Here is a 19604-nt window from a genome sequence, read left to right as displayed (position 1 = left end):
GCAACTGGCAGAGGGTGAAGGCGTGCTCGCGCCCTCACGCCTCACCTTAACCAGTCCGGGACACTGACAAGTTGACAAGTGATTCAAAATCTACTATAGAGGCCTTCAGCTAGGTCGTTCGGTGTTTGGGGGACTTCAGAAATTACAGAGAAATTGGGGAAGTGCGATCGCGATTATAGACTTTACCAGACTTTGTTGATTTTTTTTTAATTCCCCTTAAGTTGCCTTCATCTCTATCCGATTATTCTGGCTAATCGGAATCTCAATCACAAATTCTGCACCTCGCTCTGGCTGCGAAAAACACTTCAAATCTCCGCCGTGCTTCTCCACCACAATCTGATAGCTAATCGATAATCCCAAGCCAGTGCCCTCACCCACAGGTTTAGTTGTGAAGAAAGGATTAAACAGCCGATTTATTACATCGCTTGTCATCCCCGGGCCATTATCTTTAAAACTGATTCTTACCCACTCGCGATTCAGCATAGAAGTAGCAATCGTAATCGTCCTAGGCTCGTTTTTAATTGGCTCAGGGCTGAGTTTTTTATCATAGTGATTCAAGGCATAAATGCCATTGCTTAGCAAATTCATAAATACCTGATTCAACTGACAGGCATAACATTCTATTTGTGGCAAATCTCCGTATTCTTTAATAACTTGAATAGACGAAGAATTCGGCTTAGCCTTGAGCTGACTCTGCAAAATTACTAGAGAGCTGTCGATTCCCTCGTGAATATTAACGGGTTTCATCTCAGCTTCGTCTAGGCGCGAGAAGTTCCGCAACGTCAGCACAATCTGACGGATACGTTCGGCCCCCAATTTCATCGAAGACAGCATTTTAGGCATATCCTCTTTGATAAATTCCAGCTCTATTTTCTCAATTAAAGCTTCGATTTCAGGGTAGTTATGGGCATCGTGATCCTGGTAAAGCGTGATTAAACTCAATAGCTGATGAGTGTAATCATTGACATAACTTAAGTTGCCATAGATGAAGTTAACAGGATTATTAATTTCGTGGGCAATCCCGGAAATTAGTTGTCCTAAGCTAGACATTTTCTCAGTCTGAATAAGCTGAGATTGGGTGCGCTGTAAATTTTGCAGGGCCAGTTCTAGTTGGATGGCTTTTTCTCGCTCTCGCGCTTCCGATTGCCGCAATTTCTCCTCTCTTTCTTGGCGGGCGCGCTCGTTTTCCTTTAGCTGCTGCACATGACATAAAGTTTTGTTAATGGTAATTTCTAAATCCTGAAAATTTATAGGCTTAATCAAAAAGTCAAAGGCCCCGCCATTCATCGCCTTTCTGATATTCCCCAAATCGCCATAGGCAGATATAACTACTGTTTTGACCATAGTAACTAGCTCGTTAAGTTTCGCTAGCAAAGCCATACCATCCATGACGGGCATATTAATGTCTGTCAGGATAATATCTATATCCGGCTGCTCTCGCAACGTTGAAAGCGCTTCTACGCCATTGTGTGCAAAAAAAACTTGGTATTCTCCGGTGCGGATCTTTTGTCTAAATTTCTGGCAAATTAAAGATTCTAAATCAGGCTCGTCATCCACAAATAATATTTTAGCTGGCATATTGCGAGCCAGTGCGGTCGTAGGTGACATTTTTTGAACTCCTGGGATTCATTAACTTATCCGCCGAGTAATTTTTATCTACTTTACGTCCTATTATAGATTATTTCAGGAGTAATGAAAAGGCTGATTTCTACAATGGCCAACCAGATGGCTGGAATAGGCCCTGAGTTTGGTAAAAGTCGATGGATTAGCTAAGGTTGAGTGCGGCCCGAGTTTGTCTGATTGGAATTTCAATCCAGAACTCTGTTCCCTGCCCCACCTCTGAAAAACAGTTCAATGCGCCCCCATGCTTCTCATGTACAATTTGGTAGCTTATATAGAGACCCAAACCAGTACCCTCACCTACAGGCTTAGTAGTAAAAAATGGTTCAAAAATACGGTCTCTCACCTCTGCCGTTATTCCCGGCCCATTGTCCCGAATTTGAATGACGACACGGGATTTTTCCTCTAGCAGAAAAGTCCGAATAGTAATGGCGAGGGGGCAAGCGGGGGGGTTATCTAGTGACCGTTGTTTGTTGTACTCATTTAAAGCATCAATCGCATTAGAAAGGATGTTGATAAACACCTGGTTGAGTTCTCCGGCATAGCATTCCACTAAAGGCAGATTGCTGTACTCCTCCATCACTTGAATCTCTGGACGCGCTGCCCTTGCTTGAAATCGATTATGCAAAATCAGCAGGCTGCTTTTTATCCCCTCGTGAATGTCAACCGACTTTATGTTAGCTTCATCCAGTCTTGAGAAGTTACGCAAAGACAAAATAATCTTCTGAATGCGGTCAACACCCCCTTTCATCGAAGCCATAATGTGGGGTAAATCTACTATCATAAATTCCAAATCTATGGCTTCGATTTCAGCTTTAATCTCAGAATTGGGAGGGGTGTACTGCTGATAGAGATGCAGCAGGTGCAGTAGGTCTTGAATATAATCACTGACGTGGCTGATATTGCCGTAGATAAAGTTGACGGGGTTGTTGATTTCATGGGCAATCCCCGCAACCACTTGACCCAAAGAAGACATTTTTGCGGTCTGAATCAGTTGAGCTTGGGTCTTTTTTAGGTCTTGCATACAGTTCTGTAAATGCTGAGCTTCTTCTCTAGCGCGAGCTTCTGACTCCCGCAAGCGCAGATTTTCTTTTAACTGTTGCACCTCGCGTAGCGTTTTGTTGAGGGTAATTTCTAAATCCTGAAAATCTATCGGCTTGGTTAGAAAGTCAAAAGCACCGAAGTTCATCGCATTTCTTATATTTTTCAGGTCGCCATAGGCTGATATAACTATTGTTTTGAAAGGGCGGTTTATCTGATTAAGTTTAGAGAGTAAAGTCAGGCCATCCATTTCAGGCATATTAAGGTCGGTCACTACTATATCTACATCCGGGTATTCTTTCAATTTTTCCAGCGCTTGTACGCCATTGTGGGCAAAAAAAAGCTGCCATTTTTCGGCGCGGATTTTTTTCCTAAATCTCTGGGAAAGTAGAGATTCTAAATCGGGTTCATCATCCACAAACATTATTTTTGTTGACATATTAATTTTTCAGTGACTCTTAAAACTCATAAAGATTTAGCGTTCCAGAAGAACAGAAGGAAAATGCAATCGAGCAATTTTAACTCGACTGAGGTACTGCTTTCAATTACCAATTACTCATTACCAATTACTAAATATGTTTCCTTGTAAATTTACTCCAAGTTGAGTATTTTATTTTTGAGTGTATCAAAATTAACAGGCTTAGTAATATAGTCATCAGCTCCATAAGCCATTGCGGTTTGGTAATTTCTCTCATCTCCATAAGCCGTAATCATAAAAACTTTTAAATCGGGAAACTTTTCTTTGAGAATCCTGAGCAGTTCGATCCCATTCATTCCTGGCATATTAATATCCGATAAAATCAAGACAATAGACGCTTCATCCTGGTTTTCTAAGTAGTTCAAAGCTGCCTCTGCGGATAGGGAAAAATGAAATTGAATTTGCCCTGCTTTGATTTCTTTCCTAAATTTCTGCTTGAACAGTGACTGAATATCTTCCTCGTCGTCTACCACCATTACTTTCATTTTTTTAACTCCTTAATTTCAGCTATTTTTTGGGGCAATGTGATTATAAACTCTGTGTATTTTCCTACTTCTGTTTCAACTTTTAGTTCTCCGCGATGTTGCTGGACGATAACATCCTGACTGATAGACAGACCTAGACCAGTACCTTCGGCTGGTGGTTTTGTAGTAAAAAAGGGATTGAAAATTTTATCGAGTACCTCGGGTTTTATACCTGAGCCATTATCGCGAATGCGGATTTCAATCGCGTCACCAAGATTTCGAGTTCTCACGTCAAGCAGCGGTGAAAATGCTGAGCCCATTTCTTGTTTCTTTTTATAGGTTGCATAGCAAGCATTGCTAATAATGTTAAGAAAAACCCGGCCGATGTCTTGTGGCACGACCTCTACTTCGCCTATGTCATTGTCATAGTCGGTTTCTATGGTAATGTTAAAAGCAGCTTCCTTGGCTCGCATCCCGTGATAGGCTAGATTGATATATTCAGCCAATAAACTATTTATATCTGTAGCTTCCCAGTGACCGCTTTGTCCGCGAGAATGCAAAAGCATATTACCAACGATTTTGTCGGCTCTTTGACCGTGTTGATGGATTTTTTTAAGATTGGCTTTGAGATCGGTTAATAGCTCGGCAATATCGTCACTGGTTTCGGGATCTAAACGTTCTGCTTGATTTTCAATTTTTTCAAACAGTTCTTCGGTTAATTCAGCAGAAAGTTCTGAGAAATTGTTGACAAAGTTTAATGGGTTTCTGATTTCGTGGGCAATGCCTGCTGTTAAACTACCCAGAGAAGCTAGTTTTTCTTGCACGACAATTTGATTTTGCATAGCTCTGAGATTTGCTTCTACCCGCTGGCGCTCTTCAATCTCATTTTGCAATTGCTGCACAGTATGGGTGAGTTCAGATGTACGCTCCTCAACTTTGATTTCTAGTTCCTCATTAGCTTTTTGCAGTGCTTCTTGGGCTTGCTTGCGATCGGTGATATCGCGCACGATCGCCACATATTCTTGGAGATCCTGATTGGAAAGAGAAGCTTGTTGAGAGAATCGGTTTGAGATGGCAACTTCGAGGATGCGCGAGTTTCCATCGGGTAAGTTGAGGGTGTGTTCGCTGCGACTGAGCCACTGATCTGGGTGAGCCGCTAATCCGGGTAGTAATTTGTTCAGGTAAGACCCAATTAGCCTTGTAATATCTATTCCGAAGAGGCTTTCAGCAGCGGGATTAGTCTGACGAATTACACCTTTTCCATCCAGCACTACAATAGCATCTAGGGCAATGGTAAAAAGCTGTTCTGCTCCCTCTCGTGCCTCGTCCATTAAGACGACTTGGGGTAAGCTCGTCCAGCAGGCAACGGCTACCCCGACAAAGGTGATACTCAACACTAGCACTACCAAAAGATTAGAGGCAAGACTTGAGTTAGCCTCTAAGGGGATACCAAACAACCAGCCGACCGTAGCGGCGCTAGAAATCAGTAAAATCACGACTACAACCTGAAACGCCACAAAATCTGGTATCAAGCTCTTGCGCTGTTGCCGATAACCCTGAATCCACCACTCTGGATGAAACGGTGCAAAGGGAATGCGACGGATAGCCGCATCCACTACGAAAACAACCCCAGGAAACAGGAACCCAATCAGCACATCTTCCCGACTCCAAGCTAAGCCTCCAACCAGCAACACCACACCATCAAATATCAAGAAGCCTAATGCCAACCAAGGCCATCGCACTTCTGGAGAACCTCGCCGCAGCCAGAGTCCGAGATTGAGTGACATCAACATTACGACGAAGCCAACAGAACCAATCACCAATAGCCGAGTTATATCTATCCAAAGTAAAGCGATCAAATTAATTAAAACGCAAAATATCAAGCCCGGTTGCAGAACACCTCGTCGGGAAACGATCGCAAACACGGGTGCAACATATCCATCTAAAGCGAGTTGGTACAACATTCGGGGAGAGTTAGAAACCGCAGTGGCGCAAGCTAGAAAACAGCTTGAAGCCAGCAACAGTGTCACGATTAATGAAGCTGACGGGCCCCAAAATGGTACGGCGGCTGCTAATAAATTCTTAAATGAGTCTTCCCCCAGTCCTTCAGCGGTGGCTAAGCGCATCAGTACCGAGGAGTTGGCTAGAAATATGGGAACAATTAGTGCAGCAGCTAAGTTCAGAAACCGCAAAGTTTCACTGGGACGACGGCTGTCGGCGACAAACGAAGAAGCGCTTTCGCAGGCGCAAGTAGCGTAGAGCGCGAAGCACGACCACTTAGCCCAGTCCACAAAGGTTAAGGTTGGCCAACTGCTGGGGAAAAGTCCGGGACTCTCTGGAGATAAAGCTAACCATCCCATCCCTTGAATGCCAAACACCAGTAGAAATCCAATTGCTGGGAACACGAAAAATGCGTGCAGTATTCCTAGGGCGCGAGTGCCGCTAAATGCCACTATATAAGCGATCAGTGTGAATCCCACTATGAGAATTGTTCTGGGACACGGAATGCCCAAGGGTTCCAGGTTAGCTTGGATGAGGTCTGTGATGACGATCGCATTCACTGAGGGATATACTACCCAACTCAGGAAGTAAGCGAACGCCGCATAGCGACCCAGAGAGGGATAGTTCCTCAGTAGCCTGGTGATATAGTTGGGCGTTCCCCCGGACATTTCTGGCCAATGTTCCCCTAAGCGTTTCACTTGTAGGTTCAGGATCACTCCTAACACCACGGCGGGCAGCCAGACGAAAATTGCATTTGGGCCCAGAGCGGCGTACATTGGTGGTGCAATTGTTACCCATGCGATATGACCGCTCAGGCCAAAGCCCCAGGTTTCAACAGAACTCAGACTTCTCTGGAGGCGCATGGGCGATCGGCTATTAAGATTTTCTGTTGGGGAAGGCTGAGTTGGTTGTGAGTGGTAGCCGTTTGCTGGCTGGTGTCGGATGTCTGTAGCCATCAATTTTACCTAATTACATTTTATTTCTGACTTCTGACTTAAGCTAATTTCGCGTTTTTTAGCCATCTTCAATTTTCCCTGTTTTGATTTCTTTCCTAAATTTCTGCTTGAACAGTGACTGAATATCTTCCTCGTCTACCACCATTACTTTTATTTTTTTAACTCCTTAATTTCAGCTATTTTTTTGGGCAATGTGATTATAAACTCTGTGTATTTTCCTACTTCTGTTTCGACTTTTAGTTCTCCGCGATGTTGCTGGACGATAACATCCTGACTGATAGACAGACCTAGACCAGTACCTTCGGCTGGTGGTTTTGTAGTAAAAAAGGGATTGAAAATTTTATCGACTACCTCGGCTTTTATACCTGAGCCATTATCGCGAATGCGGATTTCAATCGCGTCACTCAGATTTCTAGTTCTCACGTCAAGCAGCGGTGAAAATACTTCTCCCATTTCTTGTTTCTTTTTATAGGTTGCATAGCAAGCATTGCTAATAATGTTAAGAAAAACCCGGCCGATGTCTTGTGGCACCACATTTACTTCGCCTATGTCATTGTCGTAGTCGGTTTCTATGGTAATGTTAAAAGCAGCTTCCTTGGCTCGCATCCCGTGATAGGCTAGATTGATATATTCGGCTAATAAACTATTTATATCTGTAGCTTCCCAGTGACCGCTTTGTCCGCGAGAATGCAAAAGCATATTGCCAACGATTTTATCGGCTCTTTGACCGTGTTGATTGATTTTTTTAAGATTAGCTGTGAGATCGGTTAATAGCTCGGCAATATCCTCACTGGTTTCGGGATCTAAACGTTCTGCTTGATTTTCAATTTTTTCAAACAGTTCTTCGGTTAATTCAGCAGAAAGTTCTGAGAAGTTGTTGACAAAGTTTAAGGGGTTTCTGATTTCGTGGGCAATGCCCGCGGTTAAACTGCCCAGAGAAGCTAGTTTTTCTTGGACAACAATCTGATTTTGCATCGCTCTGAGATTTGCTTCTATCCGCTGGCGGTCTTCAATCTCATTCTGCAATTGCTGCACAGTATGGGTGAGTTCAGATGTACGATTTTCAACTTGGATTTCTAGTTCCTCATTAGCTTTTTGTAGAGATTCTTGGGCTTGCTTGCGATCGCTGATATCGCGCAGAATCACCACATATTCTTGCATACCTTGATTTGAAAGCGAAGCATTTTGAGAAAATCGGTCGGAGATGGCAACTTCCAGAATACGCGAGTCGCGATTGGGTAGGTTAAGAGCTTGTTCGCTGCGGCCCGGCCACCGTTCTGGCTCAAAAGCTAATCCCGGCAGTAGTTTGTTCAGGCGATGCCCTATGAGCCCAGTGGTGTCGATTCCGAAAACGCTTTCAGCAGCCGGATTAGTCTGACGAATCACTCCGGTTTCATCCAGCACCACGATCGCATCTAGGGCAATGGTAAAGAGTTGTTCTGCTCCCTCTCGTGCCTCGTTCATGGAGACGACCTGGGGTAAGCTCGTCCAGCAGGCAACGGCCACTCCGACAAAGCCTACGGTTATTACCAGAACAATCAAAAGATTATTGGCAGCATCGGCTGGAAGTCCGTCTAACGTGGCTCTAATCACCCAGGCGATCGCGGCAGTGCTACAGATCAAAAAGATCAGGATGCCTACCTGAAGCGCCACAAAATCCTTGCTTATCCTGTAGGATTGACCCCGATAAAGCTTAATCCACCACGCAGGATGGAAGGGGGGAAATGCAATGTGACGTATGGCAGCATCCACTCCCAAAATAGCGATCGGCAAAAGCAGTCCGATCAGCAGGTCTTGCCAGTCCCAAGCCAAGCCCCCAACGATCAAGACAACTGTTTCTACCAGAAAAAAGCCTCCAGACCACCAAGGCCATAGCACTTCTGGCCTATCCCGACCCAGCCATAGGCCCAAATGGACTGTCATATAGGCGGTTACGAAGGCAGTAGAGGACACCATTACTAAACGCGCGATATCTCCCCAAGCTAGACAGATGAGACTGAGCAAGAACGTCAGCAAAAGGGCTGGGCCGAGGACGCCCCGTGGGGAGACAACTGCGAATACTGGCGATATGTGTCCGTCCAAGGCAAGTTGGTACAAAACGCGGGGAGAGTTGGAAACCGCTGTGGCAGAACTTAGGAGGCAGCCCGCGACGATCAAAAGCGTCACCATAAATGAGGCCCACGGCCCCCAGAAGAGTTTAGCGGAGGCTAATAGGTTTAAGAATGTGTCGTCTTTTAACCCGGGCTCTGTTGCCAAGCGCATCAGTACCCAGGAACCCCCCAGATAGGCAATAGGAATCAGCCAAGCTGCGAAGCTAAGAAACTGCAAAGTCTCCCTAGGTCGTTTGCTATCAGCCACAAATGAGGCAGCACTTTCACAGGCGTAAGCAGCGTAGACGGCGAAAAAGTACCATTTGGCCCATTCAACAAAGGAAAAGCTAGGCCAACTGCTGGGGAAAAAGCCGGGGCTAGCTGGAGATAGTAATAACCAGCCGATGCCTTGAGTGCAAAAAACAAACAGGAATCCGGCAGCGGGTATAACGAAACATAGATGCAGGATACTTAAGGCGCGGGTGCCACTAAACGCCACAATAAAGGCGATCGCCGTAAAGCCAATTTTTAGGACCTGATCGGGACATGAAATCCCTAAGGGTGTCAGGTTGGCTTCGATCAGGGCTGTGACGATCAGGGCGTTGATCGTTGTCACCGCTAACCAACTAAAAAAGTATCCCAGCGCCCCATACCTACCCAACCAAGGATACTTGTTCAGCAGCCGCGCCGTGTAGTTGGGCGTTCCCCCTGCCATCTCTGGCCACTGAGATCCCAAGCTTTGCATCTGAAAGTTCAGCATGATGGCGACAATTGTTGCTGGCAACCAGACGAAGATAGCTTGAGGCCCCAGAGCAGCGTGTATGGCCGGTGCAGCGCTAATCCATAGCAGATGACCCGTAAGGCCAAACCCCCAGGTTTCCAGGGTTGTTAGGGTTGGCTGGAGACGCATGGGCGATCGCCTATTCAGATTTTCTCTTAGAGAAGGCTGAGTTGGTTCTGAGTGGTAGCCGTTTTCCGGCTGGTGTCGGATGTCTGTCGCCATCAGTTTTACCTATTATTTTGGGGATTTTGCTGTCGCGACCCTGATTTTCAGCTTGAGAGATTTTAACTTTTTTCCGTTAAGCATTTTTGCTAGTCTTAACTTGTGGCAAAGCTGCCTTTCCCAGTAAACCAGGGCAATCTATCTCAATCCATCTTTAATATAACCAGGACTTAGGCAACTGCCACATATCCGTGTACCAGCACCCTAAAATTACCCAATAAACATCAGAACATCGGGAATTTTTAGTGGCTCAATTCAATGATTTGATAGAAGCCCGTGTTTAATTTGATATATTACTTGACGAGTTTTATTGGCTCAACTTTTGAGCGCCTAAGCCACACCAGTTCATGGCAAGCAATAGGATTTCTTTGAATTCTAGCTTGACGGGACTGGCAAGATTCTCTCCCGGTTAATTGCTTGAGTTCCCTAGGAAATTGCTCAATTTTCCAATTAATAGCACACACATGAGTGTACGTTATTCGTGCGCTTATTATTGAGTTTGGTCGTTAGTCGCGACTGTCAACTTGTCAGTGATCCGGACTGGTTAAGGTGATGGGTGAGGGCGTGAACACGCCCTCACCATGTGCCAGTTTCGTTAGTTATTAGTAGGGTGCGCCGAGGCGCACTTTACTACTACAGATAGTTTAAAAATAACAGGAATGCAGCGTAAGTCCTGTTCTTCCTTCTTCCCTCTTCCTTCTGACTTCATAACTTACTCAAAAAATGGTTTAATCTGCTATTGGTAGAGTCTCTGTGCGCCGAGGCGCACCCTACAGATAGACTTTGTGCGTTTAGGACTGTTCCCTCTTCCTTCTTTCTTCTTCCTTCTCAATAAAAAACCCCGGTTTCTTGAAGAAACCGGGGTTTTTTCTACCAACTAAGAGAGGAGTCAAAAGTTAACAGGTAGCGGTTGGCGGAATTCTGCATTTCTCGCACAACCCTCTAAACCAAACTACGGGCAAATTCTAGTGGCAGCTTCTTTAAAGCTGTCTCATTTCCTCTTCAAGCACCCGAACCAAATCTTGGTTCCCACTGGATCTCGCTACTTCTATGCGGTGTATCAGTTGCTTGTGAATGTTAGCGCGGTGGGTTTCTGCTACTTTTTTTACGTTTTGACGATTTGTGTTCATGGTGGACGTTCCTTATATAAAATTTGGTGTACCTGCTACTTCTCTAATATAGCGCTAAATTTCAAAAAGTATCTAAATTTACAAAAAATTTACAGTTATTGACCGATCGCCCAAACTAATGTATAAGATTGGCCATAAGTCAATAGCGATATCTTGACAATCAAAAAAAAGGCAGAAGCCTAGAGCAGCAGAAAGCAGAAAGCTAGAGCAGCAGAAGGCTAGAGCAGCAAAAGGCAGAAGGCAGAAGTAGAAATTCTCCCCGTCTCACAACATTTACTCAAAGGGTAAGGTACTTATGGCGTACCCAACATTTACTCAAAACTCAAAACTTGCTTCAGCGCCTCTACCAACTGCTGAATGTGTGCGAGCTCGTGAGTTGCCATCAGCGAAATCCGAATTCGACTGACACTTACAGTCGGAGGCCGAATCGCCGGAGCAAAAATACCCATGTCCTTGAGTTTGCTCCCTACTGTTAAAGCTGCCGCTGCATTTTTTAACGGAAGACTGAAAATTGGGGAGAGGGAATTGCTAATTGGTAATTGGTGATTGGTAATCGCGCAATATTTGAAAGTTTCGATATTTTGTCGCAACCGAACTCGGCGTTCTGGTTCTTGCTGTACAATCCTCACAGCTTCCAAAGCAGCCGCCGCATCAGCAGGCGTCAATGCTGTAGTATAAGTCCAAGTCGCAGCTCGATTACGCAGAAAATCAATTAAAGCAGCAGAGCCCGCAACGTAACCACCTAAACTTCCCAAAGCTTTGCTGAGTGTCCCCACTTGAATCAGTGGTGTTCCCGTACACCCGAAATGTTCTGCACAACCAGCACCGCTAGCACCGAAAACTCCTGTTGCGTGAGCTTCATCTACTAATACCATGCAGTTAAAGGTGTCTGCCACAGCCAACAACTGCGGTAGCGGACACAAGTCCCCATCCATGCTAAAGACGCTATCGGTAATAATTAAACACTTGCGGTATCTTGCGCGATTTTGCTCTAGCTTGGCCTTTAAATCCTCAAGATTGCAGTGATTGTACTCTAGGGCAGTTGCACCGCTGAGTGTGGCTCCGTTTTTCAGGCTCGAATGGTTGTACTTGTCAGATAATATCAAATCGCGCTTGCCGACAACGGATGCGATCGCCCCTAGATTCGCCAAATATCCCGAACTGAAGACTAAAGCATCTTCAGTTTGTTTTAAATTAGCAATAGCTTGTTCTAGCTGTCGGTGCAAATCGCGGTGTCCGCTGACCAACCTCGAACCCGTCGCACCCGTACCAAATTCCTTAGTTGCAGCCATAGCAGCTTGAATTAACCTGTCATCGCCGGCAAGTCCCAGATAATCGTTGCTGGCAAAGTTAATCAGCCTGTGGCTTGCTAACTTTACCACAGGCCCGGGGCAACTATCGATCGATAGTGGCGATCGATACCAATCGGCACGGCGAACTGTGTCCAGGGCCTTCTCTATCCAAGCGTAAGGGTCTGCGTTCATATTGGAAAGCGATCGGGTAATACGTTATATTAGCTGGTGATCAGTTCCTCCCTATCACAGAAGCATATGCCACTCACTAAAAAATACAGATTAGTCACCCGCAGCGATTTTGACGGTCTTGTCTGTGCCGTTTTGCTCAAAGAACTCGATATGATCGACGAGATTAAATTCGTGCATCCTAAAGATATGCAGGATGGAAAAATCGCAATAACAAATAACGATATTAGCACCAATTTACCCTATGTTGAGGGAGTTCATCTAGCTTTCGATCACCATTTCAGCGAAACTCTCAGACACGAGAAAATCAAAATTAACCACATCATCGATCCCTATGCAGCTTCTGCAGCTAGGGTACTATACCAATATTATGGAGGCAAAGCAAAGTTTCCTGATATTTCTGAGGCGATGATGGCGGCCGTGGACAAATCAGATTCCGCTCAATTTGCCCAAGAAGAGGTTCTGCATCCGCAAGAATGGGTGCTGTTAAACTTCATAATGGACGCCAGAACCGGGTTGGGAAGGTTTAAAGACTTTACAGTTTCCAATTATCAGTTAATGATGCAGTTAATCGATTACTGCAAAAATCATACCATCGATGAAATATTGCAGCTTCCTGATGTGAAAGAAAGAGTAGACCTCTACTTCGAGCAAGAAGAAAAATTTAAAGAGCAAATACAGCGCTGCGCCCAAGTTTATAATAATTTAGTTGTTTTGGATTTGCGTAACGAAGAGGTGATTTATGCGGGGAATCGTTTTGTAATTTATGCTTTGTTCCCCGAATGCAATATATCGATTCACGTACTTTGGGGACTGAAACAACAAAATACTGTTTTCGCAGTTGGCAAGTCAATCTTTAACAAAACTTCTAAAACTAATATTGGGGAGTTAATGTTAAGATATGGTGGCGGCGGACACCAGAATGCCGGAACTTGTCAGATTGAGAATGATAAAGCTAGCAAAGTTTTGACAGAGTTAATTGCCCAGATAGAGCAAAATGGTTAAATTGGCTTTATCTTTTTTGCAGTCAGGACTTGAGTCTTTGATTATTTTATTTTTCAGGACTGAAGTCCTTACTACAAACGGGGATTTTCAGGACTGAAGTCCTTACTGCAAATGGGAGTTTAGTCCTCAAGGTTTTGAGCTGGCGGGTTCTGGGTATTGAGATTTTCTGAACTGTTGCCTTTGACTGGTGGCAAGTGGTCTACCAAACCCATATCAAAAGCGATATCCGGCAACTCATCAGCGTTATATTTTCCTGGCTCAAACAATCGCCCGGGAGTAAAACAAGGCTGTTTCAATCGTACCATTTCCCCCGGTGAAAACATTCCCCTAAACATTTTGCGTTCGAGTCCCATAATTTCCGCTCCTAAAACAATTCTCGCATTAATCTTAGCAATTTTTGAGCGGCAGCTTCCCAATTAAACAAATTCGCCGTCTCTCTAGCTTTTTGAGCTACCTGAAAACGCCTCGGGTCTTCAACAATTTTTCGTAACTGTTGGCGAACAGACTGAACATTTGGCTCGGCCCAATGAGGAGCATTTGTGATTTTTAGATACTGAGTATCGTAACACTTTCCTACGGGAATGAGATCGTAAGCAATGGGATAGCAGTTATCAGCATTGGCGTACTCAGTCGGGCCGCCATACATAGTCATAGCGACAGGTAAACCCGCAGCAAAGGCATCCAAAATTTTAATCGCAAAACCCTCGCCGCGAAAGGGAGCTAAAAAAGCATCGGCTGACAAGTATAAATCAGCTAGTTCTGCTTTATTACAAAATTTAGGCATTATCCGAATTCTTGACTTGAACTTGCCGAATTTTTTTTCAATATTTACGAGATGTTCCACTATAACATCTGAATGTTTGCCGCCATCTTTGATTATTAACTCTACCTTAGAATCATCTCTAAACTCTTCCCAAAAAGCTTGAATGGCGATATCCGTGCCAAATCTATAAAAATCAAAAGAATTGGTCATGTGCAGAATATACTTTACATCTTTTTGGTTTTTTGGCGGTCGGGGAAAATAGAGTTCCGAGATTAAAGGATTGAAACCTAGAGGCATGACTGATACTTTGTCAGGCGGACATCCAGCTTTTATTAAAACGTTTTTAGAATATTGGCTGACGGCTAGTTTGTGAGATAAATTATTGACAGCATCGTAAATCCAGTAATCATAATCATCAGTATGTTTGGCGAATTCGTAATTGATAGCAAAAAGTTCAAAATTGAGATGTCCCTTGAGTTCTTTTAAAAAATAAGGTTTCCAGTAATGAGACCATTTTATCTGAAATAAGTCTGATGGTGCGGTGTTCATCCACTTTTCTAGCAGGTGGTTTTGTTCGGTTGTGGAATTATCGCAGATCTGAGAGGCAATTGTTGAAGGTTCGACAGAAATGGGAATTCCCATTTTGTCTAAAGTTTGTGCCAGGGATAGCGTAATATCAGCGAAGGAGTTAAAGTGTTGAAAACCAACGTTAAAGTGAACCATATTTATTGGTTATTACTTATTAGTTATTGTTGGAGACAAAGCCTCCGGGTATGTATTCCCAAGCCGATCCAGGGGACAAGACTAGAACACTAAAATAGCACCATAAAAATTAATAAATAAAAAATAACAACTAACTAATGACTAATGGGCCGATCGCACTAAAATGACTGTACAGTCGCACCCGCGCGCCACAGCTTCCGGGATGTTCCCGTGAATCACCTGCTTCAGCAGCCCTTCGCGGCTCGCTCCCAGGACGATCGCATCGCACTGATCGTTCTGAGCCAAATCAATTAAAGCATCAGAAACCGATTTAGCGCAAACCGAAGTTGCTATTATCGAACAGCTAACCCTGCGCTTGATAAACTCCGCCGCTTGCTTTAATTCACCGCGATCGGGTTCTGCACCAGAAGGCTGGTGAACCTGACACAATTTAATCTCCGGTACAGCACTCGCAGCCACTAAAGCAGGTAGCAGCCGCAAAGCCGCAGCTTGCTTGTAACCGCCGCGAATAGGCACCAACCAGCGGTGCAAACCCATCAGTGTATGCAGTCCCAATTCTGGGGCTGGAATGTCTGAATTCGGCGGGTAAATTTCAGTCTCAGGAGTCGCTGATGAATCTGAGGATCTCGCCAATGCGGGATGATCTGCGCCGTCAACTCCTTCGGCATTTAAGTCCCATTCTATAGACGCATATTTCCGCCCGCTAAGAGCGGCGGAAAGCTCATTTTTCTTGCGGGTTGCTAATATTTTTTCGCTCCATTTAACCAAAATAACCTCGCAGCCGGCTTGCCGAATAACGGTATCGACCACATCACCAAAAATGCGTCCAGTGGTGGATGTTTCGCCTTGCCATCCCATCAAAATTAAATCGATATGTCGATCCTTAATTGTCTCTAAAATCGCGTGAGGCACGTCATGAGCTACCCGTATTTGGGTGTGTACAGGCAAGTTCAAATTGCGAATAATTCGCTCGGCTTGTTGCAGCAGGCGGCGGCTTTTTGTTGTCCGGACTGCGGTTTCTGAGGGGGAACTGTTGCGCGGTACTAAGATGATTTGCAGGCATTCTAATTCGTAATGACGATCGCGCGCGATCGCGGCCGCCAGCCGCAGCAAAGCGGGTGCTGTTTGGGGGTTGGAAAGCGGCACTAATAAGCGGCCGTTTCCGACTTGCGGAGCTCTGGTTTGATAGACAACATAGGAAGGTTCTGGATGCGGGCCCTGGGTTGTTTCTCCGCTGAGGCGATCGGATTCAACTCGGATAATGTCGCTGCGGGTAATAATTCCCACCAAACGCCGACCTTCTACGACTGGCAAGCGGCTGATATTGTAGTTGTTGAGCCTGTACAATACCTCGCTTAAAGTATCCTTTGCTTTGACTGCGATCGGCTGTACAGTCATAAATTCTTTGAGCAGCGAGTTTCCAGAAAAATTGCGTTCGCTGGCATTTGCCAAATCGGTTTGACTGACAATTCCGACTAATTTGCCATCTTCAACGACGGGAAATCCTCGGTGGTGCGATCGCGAAAATGCCTGGATCACTTCATCGAAAGTCAGCAAACTCGAAAGAGTTTCAACTCGGCGCTGCATCACGTCCTCTGCGTACAAGTCGCTCAAAGTATTGCTCGCAGCTTTTGTTTTTGTCAGTTGAATGCCGTTAAACTCCAAAAGGTGAGTGTACAGCGAGCCACTCTCTACCTTTTCTGCCATTAAATAAGCAACTACACAACAGATCATCAAAGGCAGCACTAATTTGAAATCCGCCGTAATTTCAAACACAATTACTACCGCAGTAATCGGCGCTCTAGTAACCGCGCAAAAAAATGCTCCCATTCCCGCCAAAGCGTAAGTTACCGGCAAACCGACGCCCAGGGAATCTGCCTGCACAATGCCCACCATGTGACCTAGTGCAGAACCCATAACTAGCGAAGGGGAAAACAATCCTCCCGGAGCCCCAGAAGCCGAGGAAATAATTGTTAGAAAAAAGTGAGCTATAAAAGCAATTAAACTCGTTATCCCGCTTGCTTCGCCGGTCAGCATAAACTCCCGTAAACCCGTATTATCGCGGAAAGTTTCTGGGAGAAAACCTATTACTAAACCGCAGATTACGCCAGCTATAGCAATTCGCACTGGTAAGGCTAATTTGAGCGTTCGCCTGTTAAATTGCAAGCTAGCAATAATCCCTTTGGTGAACAAAGCTCCCAGCAATCCCGCTAAAACTCCTAATAGTATGTAGAACGGGATTTCCTGAGCATCAAAACTGGTTTGGTACTCGCGAAGGTTCAAACTCAAACTATCGCCGCCCAAAAGCTGCGAGACAACTGCACCGATAAATGAAGCGATAATGGCAGTCCCTAAAGTCAATCCCGAAACGTCATACAGCAGTTCTTCAACTACAAAAAGAACTCCGGCAATGGGAGCATTGAAACCTGCAGCCAATCCCGCAGCAGCACCGCAAGCAATCAATTGTCGGCGGTAGTCTGGGGAAGTAGGCATCAAGTGACCTATCCAGCCGGCCAAAGATGCTCCTATTTGGACAGTTGGGCCTTGCCTGCCTAAAGTTAAACCGGAACCAACGGCTAAAATAGTGGTCAGAAGTTTGGCGACAGCTACTCGCAAATCTAAGGCAAGATTGACGCCGCCCAGAGCAGCTTTGACGTGAGGAATGCCACTGCCTGCAGTTTCGGGAGCAAAACGCTCAACCAAGAAACCTGTCAGCAACCCGCCGCATAAACCGACGCTGGGCAGTAATATCCAAGCTGGGATTAATGTCGAGGTAGCAACTCGCCAACTACCGAGCCATCCCACTCCTGATTTGAGCAAAACACCGGCCAGTCCGGCCACTAAGCCGATCAGACAAGCTTCAAAAATGGCTAGGCGTTTCGGCCGTAAAAAAAGTTGAGATTTGATGACCCTGGAAGGTTCCCTAAATTGTTTAGGGATAGTTATGTACGGCATAAATAGCGTAGATGACCTGATAATTGTCTGCTCGATCGCACTTTAGCGAAAAATCCTTCGACTTGGCCAAATATAACTAATTTTTAACCGGAGGTGTACCAAAATTAACGCAGATGAATTTTACTAATCTGCGTTACTCTGCGGTTGTTTACCCTATCATTTCCACCAATGTTTTTAAATCGGGCACTTCCAAGTCTGGCTGGCCGCTGGCCGGCAGTGTCGCCCCAAATCCTGTTTTGTCGTGTCTGCGATTTACCCAAACCGTTGAGATTCCCATGGATGTGGCTGGTACCATGTCATGATAGATGCTCTGAGCAACGTGCAGGAGTTTGTCAGCAGAAATTCCCATTGTTTCTAGGGCTATTTCAAAGTTGCGAGTTGACGGTTTGTACGATCGCACTTGTTCCGCAGTAATCAACCAGTCGAATTCAACTTTTAAGTGTTTGGCTGTCTCAGCAAACAAGTCATCGTCAATATTGGAAATTACTGCCAGTTTGTATTTCTGCTTGAGTGCTTCCAAGGCTACAACGGTATCGGGAAATGGTTGCCAATTTTTGATGGAATCAACCAAACAGTTTATTTCTGTTTCTGTCCGTGCAAATTTCAATTGTTTACCGAAATTTTTCACTGTTTCTTGCAAAATTTTCCGATATTTTATATAAGGATGATTCTTGTTTTCTAGTTCTGATTCAACCGCAGCAAAAAGCTCTAAAATGCCCTCATCGCTGAAATCCATTTCCCGATTTGACAGCAATTGTTTCAAGGCGAGCAATATCCCTCTTTCCCAATCTATCAGAGTACCGTAGCAGTCAAAACTCACCACTTCAAATTGATTGAATTCCAGCATAGTTCGCTCCTAGTTTAGGGTTGATATTCAGCAAAAATTTCAATTTTTCCAACTATATTGCGATTAAATTCGCTCAATTCTTCTGCGGGAATCCAATATTCTTGGTGACTAGAACTGCCCACAGTTTGTACGGGATATTTTGCCAAGAATTCTGCCGCCACTCGAAAGCAGGTAACATAGCCGAAATATCCCGATGCTGCATCTTTTGTATTCCAATCTCGCGCGATTTGTATGGCATAGGCTTTTTGAAGCACGGGATAAAAAGTAGGCTGAAAAGATAAGCGCGGCGGAAATTCCATAAAATCGCTTTCTTTAATCAGTTCCATTTCTTTTTTTCCCACTGCTCGGAACAGCGTTACTGTTTCTTGCTCTGATATATTGATATTTTTAAACCACGCTTTCCAACCGCTCCAATTGTGAACTATTTTAGCCAATTCAGCGTAACCGGCGGCGCCCGGATGGGAGCCATCGTTTTCGGTAAGTTCTTTTTGCCAAATTTCCGATTTTTGCAGCGGGGTGCAAACATCTAGATAAGGCACGTTTAACTCGCTGCAAACTTGAGAAAACTGTTCGGATAAGTTGGCAATCCGGCTTGTGCGATCGGGATCGATAACTGGCGGTGGCCCTACCATTAATACGGGAAATATTTCTTTAGCTGACGTGAGAATAGCTCGGGCATTTTCAATTGATTTCTCAACTTCTATGCGATTTTTTTCTTTTTCTAGGTGAGTGTCATTGACGCCAAAGGAAAATACGATTCGGCCGTCGCTGTAGTGAGGTAAGCGGCAAGAAACTTCGCTGAACCAACGAGTTTCTATATCGGCACTGGTTTCTCCCCTTATTCCTAAATTGTAGTAGGTAATATCGTGTCCTTGTCCGCAAGCGGCAGCGCAAATCCGTCCTGTCCAACCGAGACATTTTGGATCGCAAGTACCGTTTACAAAAGAATCGCCGATAAAACAAATACGCATATTATGTGTGGAAATTGGGAATTGGGAATTGATGACTGTTGACTGTTGACTGTTGACTGTTGACTGTTGACTGATG

At 44.8% G+C, this 19604-nt stretch carries 13 protein-coding genes; 1 reads left to right on the top strand and 12 read right to left on the bottom strand.

Annotated elements, in window-relative coordinates:
* Positions 1-216: 216 nt before the first annotated feature.
* The 7 genes from QUB14_RS12515 to bioF all read right to left on the bottom strand — a co-directional run bounded on the left by QUB14_RS12515 (position 217) and on the right by bioF (position 12267).
* Positions 217-1608, bottom strand: coding sequence for an ATP-binding protein (locus tag QUB14_RS12515; protein WP_333217289.1), 1392 nt, complete (start codon positions 1606-1608; stop codon positions 217-219).
* 157 nt (positions 1609-1765) lie between these two features.
* Complete coding sequence (locus tag QUB14_RS12510) at positions 1766-3100, bottom strand: ATP-binding protein (protein WP_333217288.1); 1335 nt, start codon at positions 3098-3100, stop codon at positions 1766-1768.
* Positions 3101-3252: 152 nt separating this feature from the next.
* Positions 3253-3624 (bottom strand): response regulator, encoded by a 372-nt coding sequence (locus QUB14_RS12505; RefSeq protein WP_333217287.1) that lies wholly within the window; start codon positions 3622-3624, stop codon positions 3253-3255.
* Entirely contained in the window at positions 3621-6560 is a 2940-nt protein-coding gene (locus QUB14_RS12500; RefSeq protein WP_333217286.1) for an ATP-binding protein, read from the bottom strand. The genes QUB14_RS12505 and QUB14_RS12500 overlap by 4 nt, the downstream gene beginning before the upstream one ends.
* Positions 6561-6710: 150 nt before the next feature.
* Entirely contained in the window at positions 6711-9653 is a 2943-nt protein-coding gene (locus QUB14_RS12495; RefSeq protein WP_333217285.1) for an ATP-binding protein, read from the bottom strand.
* 980 nt (positions 9654-10633) lie between these two features.
* Positions 10634-10783 (bottom strand): arginine synthesis PII-interacting regulator PirA, encoded by a 150-nt coding sequence (gene pirA, locus QUB14_RS12490; protein WP_006635290.1) that lies wholly within the window; start codon positions 10781-10783, stop codon positions 10634-10636.
* A gap of 311 nt (positions 10784-11094) precedes the next feature.
* Positions 11095-12267, bottom strand: coding sequence for an 8-amino-7-oxononanoate synthase (gene bioF / locus QUB14_RS12485; protein ID WP_333217284.1), 1173 nt, complete (start codon positions 12265-12267; stop codon positions 11095-11097).
* A gap of 66 nt (positions 12268-12333) precedes the next feature.
* Between bioF and QUB14_RS12480 the strand changes: the two genes are divergently transcribed.
* Positions 12334-13269: an exopolyphosphatase gene (locus QUB14_RS12480; protein WP_333217283.1), complete on the top strand. Its 936-nt coding sequence runs from the start codon at positions 12334-12336 to the stop codon at positions 13267-13269.
* A 119-nt stretch (positions 13270-13388) separates the two neighbouring features.
* On the opposite strand, the gene QUB14_RS12475 is transcribed toward QUB14_RS12480, so the two are convergent.
* The 5 genes from QUB14_RS12475 to QUB14_RS12455 all read right to left on the bottom strand — a co-directional run bounded on the left by QUB14_RS12475 (position 13389) and on the right by QUB14_RS12455 (position 19528).
* Positions 13389-13622 (bottom strand): hypothetical protein, encoded by a 234-nt coding sequence (locus QUB14_RS12475; protein ID WP_190662553.1) that lies wholly within the window; start codon positions 13620-13622, stop codon positions 13389-13391.
* Between the two features lie 11 nt (positions 13623-13633).
* Positions 13634-14755: a glycosyltransferase family 4 protein gene (locus QUB14_RS12470; RefSeq protein ID WP_333217282.1), complete on the bottom strand. Its 1122-nt coding sequence runs from the start codon at positions 14753-14755 to the stop codon at positions 13634-13636.
* Between the two features lie 141 nt (positions 14756-14896).
* Positions 14897-17710 (bottom strand): chloride channel protein, encoded by a 2814-nt coding sequence (locus QUB14_RS12465; RefSeq protein WP_333217281.1) that lies wholly within the window; start codon positions 17708-17710, stop codon positions 14897-14899.
* Between the two features lie 148 nt (positions 17711-17858).
* Positions 17859-18557, bottom strand: a complete 699-nt coding sequence (locus tag QUB14_RS12460) for a haloacid dehalogenase type II (protein WP_333217280.1) — start codon at positions 18555-18557, stop codon at positions 17859-17861.
* A gap of 14 nt (positions 18558-18571) precedes the next feature.
* Positions 18572-19528: a GDSL-type esterase/lipase family protein gene (locus tag QUB14_RS12455; protein ID WP_333217279.1), complete on the bottom strand. Its 957-nt coding sequence runs from the start codon at positions 19526-19528 to the stop codon at positions 18572-18574.
* Between the last annotated feature and the right edge of the window lie 76 nt (positions 19529-19604).

The organism is Microcoleus sp. B3-D2 (assembly GCF_036705345.1).
Taxonomy (GTDB): Bacteria; Cyanobacteriota; Cyanobacteriia; order Cyanobacteriales; family Microcoleaceae; genus Microcoleus.
The sequence above is the reverse complement of the archived record's forward strand: the minus strand, read 5'-3'. Positions and strand labels throughout refer to the sequence as shown.